Here is a 15,412-nt window from a genome sequence, read left to right as displayed (position 1 = left end):
GTTTCAACCGTGTTCTCAGCTCCAGCGCGGCTCGACGACTGCGCACCGGAGTCACACTGCGGCGCATCCACATCATGAAAAACATCAGATTAACCTATCTGCTTTTGCTGACAGGGCTGGCCCTGCTCTGGCTAATTGCTGAAACTTCATTGCCCGGGTCGCACGGATTCCGGGCCTTGCAACTGTCAATGATCAACTTGACCGGCATTCTCGCGATCGGCTGCATGAGCTCGGGCATCGTTATAGCAGTCCGGCCGACCAGCATGGAGCGCTTTCTCGGCGGGCTGGACAAGATGTACCGACTGCACAAATGGCTCGGTATCAGCGCACTGGTGCTTTCCATACTTCACTGGCTGTGTGCAAAGTCTCCAAACTGGCTAATCGGCCTGGGGTGGATGCAAAGGCCGTTGCGCGAGCACGGCTTGTCACCATCGGTCGCGCCGTCAGCCTTTGTCCAGATTCTAGACGCGCAGCATGGACTCGCCAAAGGGATTGGCGAATGGACATTCTATGCAACGGTTGCAATCATCGTCGTTGCATTGCTGAAAGCCTTTCCCTACCGACATTTCTTCAAGACACATCGGCTGCTGGCAGTTGCGTACCCGTTATTGGCGTTCCATGCGGTGGTACTCATGAAGCACAGCTACTGGACCACAGCGATGGGACCAGTCATAACACTGCTGATTTTTCTGGCCATGATGGCCACGTCCGTCTCGCTGCTCCGCCGTATCGGACGAACGCGACTAGCAGCCGGGCATATCGAGGAGCTTGTGCATTACCGGGAGATGCGGGTACTCAGCATCGTCATCAAACTCAAGGACCGCTGGTTGGGTCATGCCGCCGGACAATTTGCCTTCGTCACGTTCGACGCGCACGAGGGTGCGCATCCGTTCACAATCTCCTCGGCGTGGCACGACGACGGCAAAGTGCGCTTTCATATCAAGAGCATTGGCGATTACACCGTGCAATTGCCCGCCGTTCTGAAGACTGGCGCCCGCGTCAGCGTTGAAGGGCCCTATGGACGCTTCGACTTTCGCAGCGACAAACCGAGACAGATCTGGATCGCCGGCGGAATTGGAATAACCCCATTTCTCGCGCGAATGCAAGCGCGAGAGCGTCATTCCGATAAACGCGCAGCGGACCTGTTCTATAGCACTAACGCGATGGACGACGAGTTTGTCCGCGAGGTGAGTCAACTGGCAATGGCCGCCAACGTGCGCCTTCACGTGCTGATTAGCGGCAAGGACGACCGCCTGACCGGGCAGCGCGTCTGTGAGATCGTGCCCGATTGGATGTCCTCCGATGTCTGGTTCTGCGGGCCAGCGAGTTTTGGCCAGAACTTGCGGCACGATCTGGTTGCACGTGGATTAGCGCACGAAGACTTCCATCAGGAGCTATTCGACATGCGCTGATTTGGATTGGCGGTCGGAAGGCTAAGCGCCCGTGCTGACTAAGGTCGCGGAACAGACCGAGATTCGCGTGCTGAAGACGGATTCACAGACGCCGGCTTATGCCGACACAAAGCCAAGGTACCGAAGAATGCGCATGCCGCAGCAAAGCTCAACCACCAGGCAGGTGCCGCATTGTCGTGCGTTGCGTGGATCAATGCTGTGGAGATTGCCGGCGTGAAGCCGCCGAATAGCGCAGTCGCAGCACTATAAGCAAGCGAAAATCCCGCAACGCGCACCTCCGGTGGCATCACTTCCTCAAGGGACACGACCATTGCACCGTTGTACATACTGTAGAGGAACGAAAGCCAAAGCAGCACTGCTAGCATTCTGCCGAATGTCGGCGCGTCGGCCAGAAACGAAAGTGCGGGGTACGCGGTGGCGAGCGCAAGCACAGTTGTCGACAGCAGCAGCGGTCGGCGCCCTACCCGGTCCGACAAGGCACCGCTAATCGGCAGCCAGATAAAGTTCGACAGGCCGACATAGACGGTCACGAGCAGGCTGTCCGCCGTGCCCAAGCGCAAGGCAGTCTTGCCGAATGTCGGTGCATAGACAGTAATGAGGTAGAAGCTGGTGGTGGTCATGGCTACCTGCATGGCTCCAGCTACCACGACCTTCCAGTTGGCAGCCAAGGTGCGGATCACATCGTGCATCGCTGGTCGAGTCTCGCGCCTCTTGAATTCCTCTGTTTCCTCGAGCTTGTATCGCAGCATGAACACGAACGGCACAACCAGGCAACCGACGAAGAATGGGATACGCCATCCCCATGCTGCGACTGCCGCCGCATCCATCAGTCGGTTCAGGGCAAACCCGAGACTCGCTGCAACGACGATTGACAATTGCTGGCTGGCTGACTGCCAACTGGTATAGAAACCTTTCTTTCCTGGCGACGCCAATTCCGCAAGATAAACAGAAACCCCGCCGAGCTCGGCGCCCGCCGCAAAGCCTTGGAGCAAGCGGCCAATCAGCACGAGAGCCGGTGCCAGGAGCCCGATTGTCGAGTACCGAGGCACGAACGTTATCAGTACGGTACCGCTGGCCATGAGGCCAAGCGTCATGATAAGGCCCTTGCGCCGACCGACGTCGTCGATGTAGGCGCCGAGAAATACCGCGCCAAGCGGGCGCATCAGAAACCCGGCACCGAATACCGCAAAGGTGGAGATTAATGAAGCAAACTCGCTATGCAGAGGAAAGAAGGCGGCGGCGATCTGCGTAGCGTAAAAGCCGAAGAGAAAAAAATCGAACTGCTCAAGAAAATTACCGGCTGTCACGCGAAAGATGGCGATAATCGGTGACTGTCGGCGGTGGGAGTCAGTTGAGCTGGACTGCATGGATTGTCTCCAAGGAATTACGATCTCCCGTTTTGTTGGCGTTTTGCAGGTGTTGGCTATCGTCGTTTGGGCACGACCAAAGACGTAGTGAATAGGCGCGAATGCGATATCACGACGTTCATACTGATTTGCCGGGCAAGCCGGATAGCCGACCGCTTGGGTACTAAACGTGTAAACAGGCTGCTGACCAGCGTAGTCTGCTGCCGGTATCGGCTTGCTACCCAAACGATGAAGATTAGTTAATCTCCTTGCACGTCGAAGCTGCCGTGGCCGTGCGTCGGTGATCGGGTACAGCGCTCAACTTCGCAAAAAGCACTCGCTTTTAGAGCAGCGCCTTGCGTCGCCAGCAATGGTGGCCGGCATAGCAGTTGAACAGTGCAACCAGCGGCAGCATTGAAGATCTCGATGGACATCGATCGGAGTTCAGGCGAGACCGCAATGCGCGGCGGGCGCAAGTTGCGCTTGCAGCGCCGCAAATTCATGTTGCTCGAATGCCTCGCCCGCAACGCCGGGCAAGTCGTCACGCGCGGTATGTCGCTCGATGCGTCATGGACATACGATATCGAACCCCGCGCGAACCTGGTCGATACGCCTATCAATCGTCTACTGAATAAGGTCGATAAAGGCTTTGCGGTGGCACTTATCCATGCCGTTGTCAGCGCCGGCTACATGCTGAAATACAGGCATGTCGAGCCGCCGGCTTGAGCCGACGCCACATTAAAATTTTTTAATGTGCGGGCGAAAGCCCTGAAATACGACCAGGACTAAGCTGCAACATGCCTCTTCCACGCGGGAATTCTTAGGATAGTGTCGTGTTTAAAGAAAGTTTCATCGAAGCATCGCGCTCTTTCAGACAGCCGGGGTTTTCTGCGCGCAATAATGGGCAAGGACAACCTATCCTGGGAGCACGCAATGCCGCAAGCTATGAGTCTCGAAGTCGTCAACGAACACGGAAAACCCGCGATACGCATGGGTATTGAAAATGCAGCGGTGCTTCTAGACGCAGAAGACATCGACGGAGTGATTCACCGTCTGAGCTACCTGCGTGCGGGAATGCGCCCCGATATTCCCCTGCAACCGTCCCCACACCAGCAGTTTGTACTGGAGATGGACCCATGCTGGCATACCGAAAAGCACCCGCTGTATGACGGCGCGGTACTGATCCTTCGGCATAGCGGGTTGGGATGGACCGGGTTCGCATTACCGACGCACAGCCTCGCACAACTGCGCGAAGCCATAACCGAGCATCTGGTCGCCCTCGACCAGGAGCACTGCATGCCGAATTAGCGCATCTCGCGCTGCTCTGTTGGACGCGAACCGAGGAAAGACGATGTCAAAAGTGTTGACCATAGAAGATGACGAGATGACGGCGCGCGAAATCGTGCGAGAGCTAAATGATCGTGGCTTCACCGTCGATTGGGTTGCGGACGGCCGCGAGGGAATGGCGCGCGCGTTCAGCGACGAGTACGACGTCATCACCCTCGACCGCATGCTACCGGGCGCCGACGGGTTGACGATACTGAAAACAATGCGCGGCATCGGCATTCAGACGCCTGTGCTCATGCTGAGCGCGCTGGGCGACGTCGACGAACGCATTCGCGGCTTGCGCGCCGGCGGCGACGACTATCTCACCAAACCCTTCGATGCCGACGAGATGGCAGCACGTATAGAAGTGCTGCTACGCCGCCGGCAAGTGCAACCGGCTCAATCCGAGGCGACCTTGCGAGTCGGTCCCCTCGAACTCGATCTGGTCGCACGCACGGTTACACGCGACGACAAAGAGATCGTGCTGCTCCCCACCGAATATCGTGTACTCCAATACATGATGCGCCATGCGGGTCAGACAATCACCCGCACGATGCTGTTCGAAGCAGTATGGGGCTATCACTTCGACCCGGGCACTAATCTGATCGATGTTCATATGGGCCGTCTGCGCAAGAAAATCGATCCGCCTGGCGTGCAACCATTGATCCAGACCGTACGCGGTTCAGGATATTTACTTGGCTAGCGGCATCTTGAGCGACCAGGCATTCCCCTCGCAGCCGGTGCTGGGCGGCCGCTGGCATTCAACAACCTTGCGCATTGTGACGGTCTACGCGGCGATCTTCTCTGTCTCTGTCATGCTGCTGTTAGTGCTGGTGGAACGTTCGGTCACGTTCGTCATGGACCGCGAAACCGATGCAGTCCTCCACTGGCAATTGATCTATTTCGATACCACGCCCGTCGACAGTCTCGCCGACGCCGTTCGTCAGCGTTCCGAACACGAGCGCATGCACCCCAACTTTTACGGCCTGTTTGCCTCCGACGGACGGCATCTGGCTGGCGATATACTCGTGCGCCCGCCTAGTGTCCCCGTTAATCGCGTGGGTATGACGCTCGGAGGCAAACTCCTACTCGGAGGCAACGAAGCGGCCCCTATGGTTCGCGTCATGGCCGCCCAGCGCGCGAACGGTGACACGCTGGTGATCGCGAGAGATCTTACCCATGTCTTGCGCATACGGCAAACCATGATCATTGCGCTGATTGGCGGTGGTCTTTTTTGTCTCAGCGCGGGCGTCATTGCCGGACTAGCACTGAGCGTCAGACAGGTTCGGCGCCTGAAAGCGATCCGCCGCGTGACCCAACGTATTGCGCAACGCGGCGATCTCGGACAACGTCTGCCGACTGGGGGACGCGATGAAATCGATATGCTTGCTCAACTGGTCAACCACATGCTCGCCGAAGTCGAAAGGCTGATGAACGAGGTGAAAGGAACCTGCGACGGAATCGCTCACGATCTCAGAACGCCTCTTAGCCATATACGCACGTCGCTGGTGCACATTGACGAGCGAATAGCCGGACTACCGGACGCCGAGCTGAACAAGCTAGTCAATGACGCGCGGCGCGACACGGATGCGCTGCTGGAGCGCTTCCGTGCGATGCTGCGTATCTCCGAAATCGGAAGCTTGCAACGCCGCGGCGGTTTCGAGGAAATGCAACTGGCCTCGCTTTTGGCGGAAGTCGGCGAACTCTTTGAACCGCTGGCCGAGAGCCGGTCGATCAGCGTCGTCACACACATTGCGAACGTCGGAACGACGCATGCGGACCGCGCGTTGATCTTTGAAGCTCTCAGTAATCTGCTTGACAACGCGATCAAGTTCACACCGGATGGAGGCACCGTCAAGCTCGAACTCATCCGGACGTCGCGCGGTCCGCAGATCGATGTCATCGACAGTGGTCCTGGCATTCCGGCGGATGAACGCAACGCGGTCCTGCAGCGCTTTTATCGCAGCGACCGGACGCGACATCTGCCGGGTTCCGGTCTCGGGCTGAGCATCGTCTCGGCAGTCGTGAACGTGCATGACTACTGCATGCAGATTAGCGATGCGAACCCGGGCACACGCGTGACGATTCAGTGCTGGACCAAAACATTGACATGACCGATTTTCTCAATCAACTCCTCGCACTCGACAGTTCATGCGTGTCCTACTAGTTATCGGTACACAACCGGAAGCCGCCTGGCTTCACAAAGCCCTGATCGAGAGCGCGCACAGCCTCGAGCAGGTCGACGATTTGAAGGATGCGATCTTCCTCGCAGGGCAAGAGCGCTTTGACGCAGTGATTGTCATGGCGACAGACGTTCCGCCGTATGCCTGCCTGCTAGCTGCCCTACCCAAACTCGCAAGCGAAAGCCGCGGTGCACCGATTATCGTGGCGCTCGGTGCGGCTCACGCAAAGGAAAGGACGCAGGTACTGCGAGCCGGTGCTGACGCCTGCTTCTGCCACCCGCTGTCTTTCATTGAATTGCATGAGCGCATGCATGCATTGCGGCGCGTTAGCCCTGATGCGGTCCAACGGGAGGGACAGGTGCCCGTTTGTCCCACATTCGATACCGCCACGCGGGAGTTGGTGCTGGGCGGACAGCGGCTCTGTCTAACACGCCGCGAATCCATGCTGCTCGAATGCCTGCTGCGCCAGCCGAATCGGCCTGTGTCACGATCCGATCTGATCCGCTATGCGTGGCCTGATCACGATGACGTTGCTACTTCGAGCGTCAATCTTGTGATATCGCGTCTGCGTCGCAAGCTCGCACCGCATCATCCCGATGTACACATCGATACGTTAAAACGCTACGGCTATCAGCTCACGCTGACGAATGGTTGACGAAAGTTGCCGGTCGATCCGACACATAGCGGCTTTCCCCCTTCTTTCCCGCTTCTTTCCGTCTTCGTATGCCGCTGACTGTACGCTTCCCGAGCAAGGGAAGCGCACTCCCTATGATCCACCAAAGTAGACGTTGCAATAGCTTGGTGGACCGACACATTGGTCGGCGGTCTTCGTTGCTTCCAACGCGCACCCGGACAGGAGAGCGCTAGCAACGGTCGCCAGAATCAAGGCCACGCGGAATTTCGTGGATCGGCTTCGATTCATCTCGGCTCCAGATTACAAGCGTTTATAAGGCACGAGTCTCAGCCAACGACGTCATCGTGCCGCCGTTGGCCAAGCGCTTTGCTACGTTACGGGTGCGCATAGATCGTCGAGTTCAGGTAAGCAAGTTGCCCATCCTGCTCGGCGTGCACCAGTTCCTGATAGACCTGAGCGCGGGTCTTCGGCGCAACCGGTCGACCATATGGCGGCACCCATTGGCCACTGGCCGCGCCCGCCGATGTGACATTTGACGCGACCTGAGCCGCCTGACTGCTCATCTGCGTGCCACCCGCGGAACCGGCCGGAGCCGACTGTGCAAAGGCCGTTGCGGCCGACAGTGTTCCAGCGATAACGATCGCCAATGTGATCCGTTTCATTTTCTGATCCTCAACATTTAGGTTAATTAGCCGGTCGCTGCGCGTTATGCCTCGCGAGAACCGGTTGAGGATCAGCATAACCAGCCACCTTTATCGGATGACTAGCTGAACGGTGAAAATTAGTTTATCGGAGACATTGTGTGCGATCACGAATCGCTGAACCCGTGTGGATCGAAAAATTAAACGAATTTCATCTAATCGATCGCTTTTTATCATCCGCGGCCAATCGTGTCCGAATACATTCCCGCCAGTCGCTCGCATCGAGGCGCGAACTCGCGCCCGAAAAACGCGGCAGACCTATCTATCTCCACGAGAAACCACATGAATAAAGCATTAGCAACAATCTGTGCGGCGCTAGCGGCGGCTTTCGCGACAGCCGCGCACGCTCAGAGCAATGTCACTCTCTACGGCACGCTCGACACGGCTATCGACTATGTGAGTAACCAGAAGACAGCCAACGGTCAGGGACATAACAATTGGATGATGGCGAGCGGCAATCTCAACGGTGACCGCTGGGGGCTGCGTGGCACCGAAGACCTGGGCGGCGGCTTACACGCGGTGTTCGATGTGGAGAACGGATTCAACATCGCCAACGGCAAACTGGCTAATGGCGGAGACGTCTTCGGACGGCAGGCGTGGGTGGGATTGTCGAGCAACACGTGGGGCACAGTGACCATGGGGCGCCAATACGACTTCCTCGTCGACTTTGTCGCGCCTTTGTCGGCAACCGGCTCCGGCTTCGGCGGAAATCTCGCGGATCACCCATTCGATAACGACAACCTGGCTAACGACTTTCGCATGAACAATGCGGTCAAGTACCGCAGCCCGGATTACCACGGTTTCAAGTTCGGCTGGGCTTACGCATTTAGCAATGCGGCTGGCGGCTTCAGCAACAATAACGCATTTAGCGCCGGCGCCGCATGGTCGCGCGGGCCGGTCGACCTGGCAGCCGGATATTTTCAGGGTAATCATCCGGGCGGCGTCGACGCTCCCACCAACACAGGCGGTGCGATCAGCAGCAGTGACGGCGACGCGATGCTGACGGGCGCGCGTCAACGCATCCTCGGCGCAGCGGGCCGTTACGCATTCGGGGCCGCCACCGTCGGCCTAGTCGTCACGCGCACGATCATGGACGACCCAGCTCAAGTCGCGCAAGGCGGTGCGTACGTCGCTCTAAAGGGGGACCTCTTGACGTTCACCAACTACGAACTGAACGCACGATATGCGCTGACGCCGGCCCTGAGCCTAGGCGGCTCTTATACCTTCACCGATGGGCATTTCAGCAGCGCGAGCGGCGTCGCATCGCCCAAATGGAATCAGGTGATGCTGCAAGCCGACTATGCGCTGTCGCATCATACAGACGTCTATCTTGAAGGGGTCTATCAGCATGTGTCCGGCGCCAGCGGCATACCGGCGCTCGGCAACGCTTCGATCTTCACGCTGGCACCGTCAGCAGGCAATCAGCAGACCGTGGTCGCAATGGGCCTACGCCATCGCTTCTAGACATCTGTCTTTAACTCGCGTTGTGCATGACGAGCAGGACGCATCGCCGCGAATCGCTGCAAACCGCTGCGAGGCATCCTGTTCTGCGACACGTGACTGTTCACTTGGTCGTTGTGGACGTCGGCGTGTCGGCGGGTTCGTTGCCCCATCCACCCCCTAACGCGTCTATCAGTGCAGCGGAGGCGATCAACTCGCGAGTTTGCAAATTCAGCACCAACGTTTGCGTTTCGAGTTCCATTGCCTGCGCAGTGACGACATCCAGATAACTGACGACGCCATCGCGGTAACGCGACATCGACAACTCGAGCGTACGCTGCGCGGCCGAAAGCGCCCCTTCTTCTTTCGCGGACTCGTTGCCCAGGTAATGCAACTGCGAAAGCTGATCTTCGACCTGCTGTACTGCCAGTAGCACCGTCGCCTTGTACTTTTCGCCATTTTCCGCGAGCTTTGCCTGCGCCTGGCGTGTGACGGCCGCTCGCCGGCCGCCGTCGAACAAGGTCATCAGCAGGCTCGGACCGATCGACCACATCTCGTTAGGCGCTGCCAGCCACGGGGATAAAGTTGTGCTTTGATAACCGCCGTCAAGACCTAACGACACATCCGGGAAAAAAGCTGCTTTAGCGACGCCGATCTGCGCGTTCGCCTCGGCGACGTGGCGCTCGGCAGCCGCAATATCGGGCCGACGTTGCAGCAGCGCGAGAGGCACTCCAGCCGGGATCGAGGGCAAATACGTCGGGGCGACGGCAGGCGTTAGAGAGAATTTTGAAGCCGTTTCACCCGCAATAGTCGCGATCGCATGCTCGTACAGGGCCCTTCGTGCCGACACATCTTCAACTGACACCCTTGCCGATTCAAGTTGGGTTTGAGCACGAGACACATCGAGATCGGATGCGATACCTCCACCGTGCCGGCTTTCAGTCAACTGCAATGCATGCTCATATGTGCGAACGGTATCCGCCAGCAATTCCTGCTGTCGATCGAGACCACGCAGACGGAAATACGCCTCAGCAAGGCTTAGCCTGTAAACTCAATCGCAATGACTCGATGTCGTACTGGCTCGCCTGCTCCGCCGCCTTGCCCGCGGCAACCTCATTGCGCACCTTTCCCCACAGATCGAGGTCATAGTTGAGGCCGACATCGACAGTCGCCGAATTGTAGAGCGCTGGTTGATTAGCGCCCCTCAATGGCCGGTCGTCGGACTGACGCGAGCGTGAGAACTGCGAATAAGCGCCGATGGTGGGAAAGAGGCCAGCGCGAGCCTGGTCCAGATACGCTTGCGCCTGGTCATGCCTGGCAATCGCCGCGGCCAGGTCGGGGTTAGCGCCGGCCACCTTGCTTTCCAGTTCATCGAGGACAGGATCGCGGTACACAGTCCACCACTCACCGCGCGGCATATGGTCGGCAGGCTCGGCGAGTTGCCATCCGCCGGCCTCCTTGAACGCGCTCGGCATGGCCGACGGCGGTACCTGATACGGCGGCGCGAACGAACACCCGCTCACGATCGCTGCGGCAATCAGAACCGTGCATACGCGACGCCTAACCATGACTGCGCTCCGCTTCATTGTGCTGTGTCAGCGCAGTCGTCGCGGATGTCGAAGCAAGTCGCACTGGATCGCCGTTTGCCAACGAATCAGGCGGGTTGTCGATCACCCGGTCGGTGGCAGTCAAACCCGATGCAATCACAATCTTGGTACCCAGATCGGTCGCGACGCTCACCCGCTTCAGCATTGCGTGATTACCCGGGCCGACCACCGCCACTTGCAAACCGCTTTCCCGGAACATCAGCGCGCTAGCAGGAATTGTCATCGCATGGTTGTCCATGGGCAGTTCAAAATGAACTTCGGTGTATTCGCCCGGGATCAGCACGCCGCTGGAATTATCGACTGCCAATTGAACCAGCAGCGTCCCCGACGAAGGTGTGATGGAGTCGTCCGTGTCGACAAGCTTTGCGGAGAACTGCATACCAGGGCGTTCCGGCACGGTCAGACTCGCGACCAGTCCGGGCCGGATTACGGCGGCTTCGTTCTGCGGCACGCTGACGTACAAGCGCAGTTGCCGTGCATCGGAAACGGTGAACAACTCCGGTCCGTTGCCGCCGCCCGCGCTGATCAACGCGCCGACATCGGTTTTTCGCGCAGTCACGATCCCATCGAAAGGTGCGGTGATCCGTTTGAACGATTCAAGAGCCTCCAGCCGCGCAACGTTCGCCTGGTTCGCAGCCACCATCGCCCGCTTTGCCGCAAGGTCACTCGTCTTTTCGTCTGTCTCCTGCTGCGATACGGAGTCCTGCTGCAGCATCTGGGTCCACCGGCGCGACGTGGATGCCGCGAGCGTTTCGTTCGCCTGTGAGGTGCGCAGATCGGCACGTGCCTGAGCGAGTTGCTGATCGAGATCGGGTGTATCGATATCGCCCAACAACTGCCCGGCCTTCACGTGCGCACCAATGTCTGCATACCACGCATGCAGATAACCGGACACGCGCGCATAGATCGGTGCCTTCACATAGGCCGACAATTGGCCTGGTAAGACTAGCACCTGCGCAGAACTATCATGCAACGGCGGGTTGGCGACGACCGTTGGAATCGCCTGCGCGGCCGACCATTTGGCCATCTGCTCCTTTGCATGGACGCGCGTTGCGATGCCGGTCGCTGCAACCGCTGCGGCAGCCAGCAGAGCGACAACCCCTGCGAGTTTGAGAGGCCGCAGCCGCCGCGGCGCTGCTATGTCGATGTCAGTTGACATGGATGACTCCAGGTTCGGAAGGTGAATGATCGTGTGAGTCGTGTTCTCCCGGTCCAGCGTCAGGTGGGGCGGCATCGCGCCGATGCACGAGACTGAAGACGACCGGAACGAACAGCAAGGTGGCGCAGGTCGCGCAGATCAGGCCGCCGATAACGGCTCGTCCGAGTGGCGCGTTCTGCTCACCACCGTCGCCGAGACCCAGCGCCATCGGAGCCATGCCGATGATCATCGAGAGTGCCGTCATTAACACAGGACGAAACCGCGAGAAGCCCGCTTCGAAGGCCGCCCGCAGGGCGTCGTGAGTCACCGCGAGCCGTTCGCGTGCAAAGCTGACGACCAGCACGCTATTCGCAGTTGCCACACCCATGCAAAGAATCGCGCCAGTGAGCGCCGGCACCGACAGCGGCGTGTGCGTCGCAAACAGCATCCACACGATGCCAGCCAGCGCCGCAGGCAACGCCGAGATGATCACAAATGCGTCGCCCCACGAATGGAAGTTGACGACGATCAGCAGATAGATGAGCACGATGGCCCCGACGAGGCCAAACAGCAGCCCGGTGAATGCGCTATTCATGGTCTGCACCTGACCGCGCAGTGTGACCGTCGAGCCTTTGGGCACATCTTTCGCTGTGGCACGCACGATGCCGTCGATGTCGCTCGCGACCGCACCCAGATCGCGACCCTGCGGAGTGGCGTAAATATCAAACAACGGCTCGATGTTGTAGTGCGATACCACCGCGCTGCCGACGCCGCGCGCGATACTCGCGACACCGCCGAGCAATTGCGAGCGGCCACTTGCGTCTGTTACCGGGAGATTCTCGAGATTGGACAGCGATGCCATCCAGTATTCGGGGGTTTGCGCGACGATCGGGTATGAAACCCCGTTCGTTGGATTGAGCCAGTACGTGGGCGCTACCTGGCTCGTACCGGCGAGTGTTGCAACGACGGAGTCCGTCACATCCTCCTCGCTAATGCCCAGTCGTCCCGCGTGAGAGCGGTTCACCGTGATGGTGAACTGCGGATAAGTGACCGCCTGCTGGATACGGCTATCGGCAATACCGGAGACCATCCGCACCCGTCGCAACAGTTCGTTCGCGTACCGATGATTCCCGGCCTGGTCTGGCCCGGCGACTTGCAGATCGATCGGTGCCGGTGCGCCGAAATTCAGGATCTGGCTAACGATGTCCGCCGGTAAGAAAGAGAAAGTCGTACCCGGAAACATATGCGGCAGCACTTCGCGCAGCTTTGTCACATATTGAGCTGTTGGCGCGTGATTCTCGCCTAGCGAGATCATGATGTCGCCGTCCTGCGAACCGATGGTGCCGCTGTTGTTGTATGTCAGGTTGATACCGCTGACTGGCAGGCCAATATTGTCCACCACGCTGCCGAGTTGACCCGGCGGAATAACCTGGCGAATGGTGTTTTCAACGTGATCGAAAATACTTGCCGTATTTTCGATGCGTGTCCCAACCGGCGCGCGCACATGCAAGGAGATCTCGCCCGCGTCGATGTCGGGAAAGAAGTTCCGTCCGAGCCACGGTGAAAGCAGGAAGGACACGCATACGACGGCCAGTACGCCGACCACAAAGCGCTTCCGGTGCGTCAGCGCAAGGCCGAGAAGCACGCGGTAACCATTTCGCACGCGCACAAAGCATTGCTCGAAGCCGCGCTGGAACCGTACAAACGGATTGCGCGACGTTGGACTTGTGGACATGCTGCCGTGAGATTCGACTATCGCCGCGAGTTCGCCGCTTGCATGCCCGCCCGACGCATGAGGCGCGAGGAGGTACTGCGCCATCATCGGCACAAACGTGCGCGACAGAATGAACGAAGCGATCATCGCAAACATCACGGCTTCCGCCATCGGCACGAAAAGGAACCGCGCAATGCCGTCGAGCAACAGCATCGGAACGAACACGATGCAGATGCACAGCAATGAAACCAGAGCTGGCGTGACGATCTGCCGCGCGCCGTCCATGATCGCCCGCTGCACGTCTTTCCCCTGTTCCAGGTGCCAGTTGATGTTCTCAATGGTGACCGTGGCGTCGTCGACAAGTATCCCTACTGCCAGCGCGAGCCCGCCTAGCGTCATCACGTTCAGCGTCTCGCCCATCGCGGAAAGCGCCGCCACTGCCGCAAGCAAGGCTAGCGGAATCGACGCCGCGATGATAAGCGTCGAGCGCCAACTGCCGAGGAAGAGCAGGATCATGGCGGACGTGAGGGCCGCTGCAATGACGCCTTCACGCACCACGCCGCTCACGGCACCCTTGACGAACTTTGACTGGTCGCCCATCGTGACCAGCTTCAGTTGCGGGGGAAGCGAAGCTTCGACGAGCGGCAGTTTCGCCTTGACGCCAGAAATGATGTCGAGTGTCGAAGCGGACCCGTTCTTCAGGATACTCATTAGCACCGCGCGGCGGCCGTCCACCCGGACAATATTGGTTTGCGGCGGATATCCGTCCCGTACATGCGCGACATCGCGAATGTAGATTGTCGCGTCGCCGTCCACTTTCACAGGCAGCGCATTCAACTCCTCGAGGTCTACTGGACTATTATTCAGCTTGACGTTGTATTGGAATGCGCCAACCTTCTGCGTGCCGGCAGGAATGATCTGGTTCTGCCGGGCAAGCGCCGCGGCGACGTCTTCTGCCGAGAGCTTTCTCGCCTGCAACGCTTTGGGATCGAGGTCAATCTGCACCTCTCGCGTCTTTCCGCCGTATGGCGTCGGAATAGCGACGCCCGGCACACTCAGCAATTGCGGGCGAATCGCGTTTGTCGCATAGTCAGCCAGTTGCTGCTCGTCAAGTGTGTCGCTTGTCAACGCCAACTGCAATACGGGAACAGTCGATGCGTTGTAGTTGAGGATCTGCGGCGGAGTCGTACCCGGCGGCATCTGTTTGAGCACGGTCTGCGAGATCGATGTGACCTGCGCCGTCGCGGTCCGGATGTCGACCGTTGGCTGGAAAAATATCTTGACGATGCCGTATCCCGTGAATGACTGCGATTCAATATGCGCAACATCGTTCACTGTCGTACCGAGCGTGCGCTCGTAATAAGTAACGATTCGACCCGCCATGTCGTCAGGCTGTAGCCCCGTATAGCTCCATACGACGCTGATCACCGGAATACGTATGTCGGGAAAAATGTCCGTCGGTGTGCGCAATGCCGATAAAGGGCCCAAAAGTAAAATCAGCATCGCGAGCACGATGAATGTATAGGGCCGCGTCAACGCCAGCCTGACCAGTTTCAACATCGGAACAGCTCCATTCAGGAAAGCGCATGGTCATCGCGCGCATGCATCGGTATACGATCGAGGCATGAAACGCCTGTTTATGAGGGGATTCTGAACGCGGAGCGCTAACAGAGTTCTACCTCGAACATTAAGGAAGTTTTAGTTCACGAGACTCGTATGAACCGGATCTGGAGATAAAGCTGAGAGGTCTGGGACGCTTCTATGCATTGCCGCCGCTGGAGAGAGTGCGAGTGCCGCTCTCCAGCCGCCCCATGTAGGACGTGTCAGAAATCTTGTGTGCTGAGGCCGGTTAGAAATCTCAGTTGATGGCGCTGGTGAACCGCTCGCCGAACAGAATGGCGAACTGATTGA

11 protein-coding genes and 1 pseudogene are annotated in these 15,412 nt (G+C 58.6%); 7 read left to right on the top strand and 5 right to left on the bottom strand.

The window, feature by feature from the left end; translation table 11 throughout:
• Nucleotides 1-74: 74 nt before the first annotated feature.
• On the top strand, nt 75-1,412 hold the full coding sequence (locus tag B0G75_RS36535) for a ferric reductase-like transmembrane domain-containing protein (RefSeq protein WP_106314596.1): 1,338 nt from the start codon (nt 75-77) through the stop codon (nt 1,410-1,412).
• A gap of 38 nt (nt 1,413-1,450) precedes the next feature.
• Here the strand turns inward: B0G75_RS36535 and B0G75_RS36530 are convergent, their stop codons facing one another.
• Nucleotides 1,451-2,779 carry an MFS transporter gene (locus tag B0G75_RS36530; protein WP_106314595.1) on the bottom strand — a complete coding sequence of 443 codons (1,329 nt, stop codon included), beginning with the start codon at nt 2,777-2,779 and terminating at the stop codon, nt 1,451-1,453.
• A 438-nt stretch (nt 2,780-3,217) separates the two neighbouring features.
• On the opposite strand from B0G75_RS36530, the gene B0G75_RS36525 reads away from it, so the two are divergent.
• The 5 genes from B0G75_RS36525 (at nt 3,218) to B0G75_RS36505 (ending at nt 6,922) form a co-directional block, all read left to right on the top strand.
• Nucleotides 3,218-3,484 carry a winged helix-turn-helix domain-containing protein gene (locus tag B0G75_RS36525; protein ID WP_258194888.1) on the top strand — a complete coding sequence of 89 codons (267 nt, stop codon included), beginning with the start codon at nt 3,218-3,220 and terminating at the stop codon, nt 3,482-3,484.
• A 207-nt stretch (nt 3,485-3,691) separates the two neighbouring features.
• Nucleotides 3,692-4,066: a hypothetical protein gene (locus tag B0G75_RS36520; RefSeq protein ID WP_106314624.1), complete on the top strand. Its 375-nt coding sequence runs from the start codon at nt 3,692-3,694 to the stop codon at nt 4,064-4,066.
• Between the two features lie 43 nt (nt 4,067-4,109).
• A complete protein-coding gene (locus B0G75_RS36515) occupies nt 4,110-4,787 on the top strand; it encodes a response regulator transcription factor (protein ID WP_106314593.1) in 678 nt (225 codons plus the stop codon).
• A gap of 7 nt (nt 4,788-4,794) precedes the next feature.
• A complete protein-coding gene (locus tag B0G75_RS36510) occupies nt 4,795-6,198 on the top strand; it encodes a HAMP domain-containing sensor histidine kinase (protein WP_106314623.1) in 1,404 nt (467 codons plus the stop codon).
• Nucleotides 6,199-6,235: 37 nt separating this feature from the next.
• Complete coding sequence (locus tag B0G75_RS36505) at nt 6,236-6,922, top strand: response regulator transcription factor (RefSeq protein ID WP_106314592.1); 687 nt, start codon at nt 6,236-6,238, stop codon at nt 6,920-6,922.
• 353 nt (nt 6,923-7,275) lie between these two features.
• Here the strand turns inward: B0G75_RS36505 and B0G75_RS36500 are convergent, their stop codons facing one another.
• A complete protein-coding gene (locus B0G75_RS36500; protein ID WP_106314591.1) occupies nt 7,276-7,563 on the bottom strand; it encodes a DUF4148 domain-containing protein in 288 nt (95 codons plus the stop codon).
• Between the two features lie 321 nt (nt 7,564-7,884).
• On the opposite strand from B0G75_RS36500, the gene B0G75_RS36495 reads away from it, so the two are divergent.
• A complete protein-coding gene (locus B0G75_RS36495) occupies nt 7,885-9,066 on the top strand; it encodes a porin (protein WP_106314590.1) in 1,182 nt (393 codons plus the stop codon).
• A gap of 100 nt (nt 9,067-9,166) precedes the next feature.
• Here B0G75_RS36495 and B0G75_RS36490 read toward each other — a convergent pair.
• The 3 genes and pseudogenes from B0G75_RS36490 to B0G75_RS36480 all read right to left on the bottom strand — a co-directional run bounded on the left by B0G75_RS36490 (nt 9,167) and on the right by B0G75_RS36480 (nt 15,061).
• Nucleotides 9,167-10,610: pseudogene (locus B0G75_RS36490) on the bottom strand (efflux transporter outer membrane subunit).
• Nucleotides 10,603-11,808, bottom strand: coding sequence for an efflux RND transporter periplasmic adaptor subunit (locus B0G75_RS36485; RefSeq protein WP_106314589.1), 1,206 nt, complete (start codon nt 11,806-11,808; stop codon nt 10,603-10,605). Before B0G75_RS36485 ends, B0G75_RS36490 begins: the two are co-directional and overlap by 8 nt.
• Nucleotides 11,798-15,061 carry an efflux RND transporter permease subunit gene (locus B0G75_RS36480; RefSeq protein ID WP_106314588.1) on the bottom strand — a complete coding sequence of 1,088 codons (3,264 nt, stop codon included), beginning with the start codon at nt 15,059-15,061 and terminating at the stop codon, nt 11,798-11,800. Before B0G75_RS36480 ends, B0G75_RS36485 begins: the two co-directional genes overlap by 11 nt.
• Nucleotides 15,062-15,412 lie beyond the last annotated feature (351 nt).

The sequence above is a fragment of the Paraburkholderia sp. BL18I3N2 genome (genome assembly GCF_003001875.1).
In the GTDB taxonomy this organism is placed as follows: domain Bacteria; phylum Pseudomonadota; class Gammaproteobacteria; order Burkholderiales; family Burkholderiaceae; genus Paraburkholderia; species Paraburkholderia phytofirmans.
The sequence above is the reverse complement of the archived record's forward strand: the minus strand, read 5'-3'. Positions and strand labels throughout refer to the sequence as shown.

Coding starts and splice junctions, on each gene's coding strand:
- B0G75_RS36535 (WP_106314596.1), top strand. CDS start 75: ATGAAAAACATCAGATTAACCTATCTGCTTTTGCTGACAGGGCTGGCC.
- B0G75_RS36530 (WP_106314595.1), bottom strand. CDS start 2,779: ATGCAGTCCAGCTCAACTGACTCCCACCGCCGACAGTCACCGATTATC.
- B0G75_RS36525 (WP_258194888.1), top strand. CDS start 3,218: ATGCGCGGCGGGCGCAAGTTGCGCTTGCAGCGCCGCAAATTCATGTTG.
- B0G75_RS36520 (WP_106314624.1), top strand. CDS start 3,692: ATGCCGCAAGCTATGAGTCTCGAAGTCGTCAACGAACACGGAAAACCC.
- B0G75_RS36515 (WP_106314593.1), top strand. CDS start 4,110: ATGTCAAAAGTGTTGACCATAGAAGATGACGAGATGACGGCGCGCGAA.
- B0G75_RS36505 (WP_106314592.1), top strand. CDS start 6,236: ATGCGTGTCCTACTAGTTATCGGTACACAACCGGAAGCCGCCTGGCTT.
- B0G75_RS36500 (WP_106314591.1), bottom strand. CDS start 7,563: ATGAAACGGATCACATTGGCGATCGTTATCGCTGGAACACTGTCGGCC.
- B0G75_RS36495 (WP_106314590.1), top strand. CDS start 7,885: ATGAATAAAGCATTAGCAACAATCTGTGCGGCGCTAGCGGCGGCTTTC.
- B0G75_RS36485 (WP_106314589.1), bottom strand. CDS start 11,808: ATGTCAACTGACATCGACATAGCAGCGCCGCGGCGGCTGCGGCCTCTC.
- B0G75_RS36480 (WP_106314588.1), bottom strand. CDS start 15,061: ATGTTGAAACTGGTCAGGCTGGCGTTGACGCGGCCCTATACATTCATC.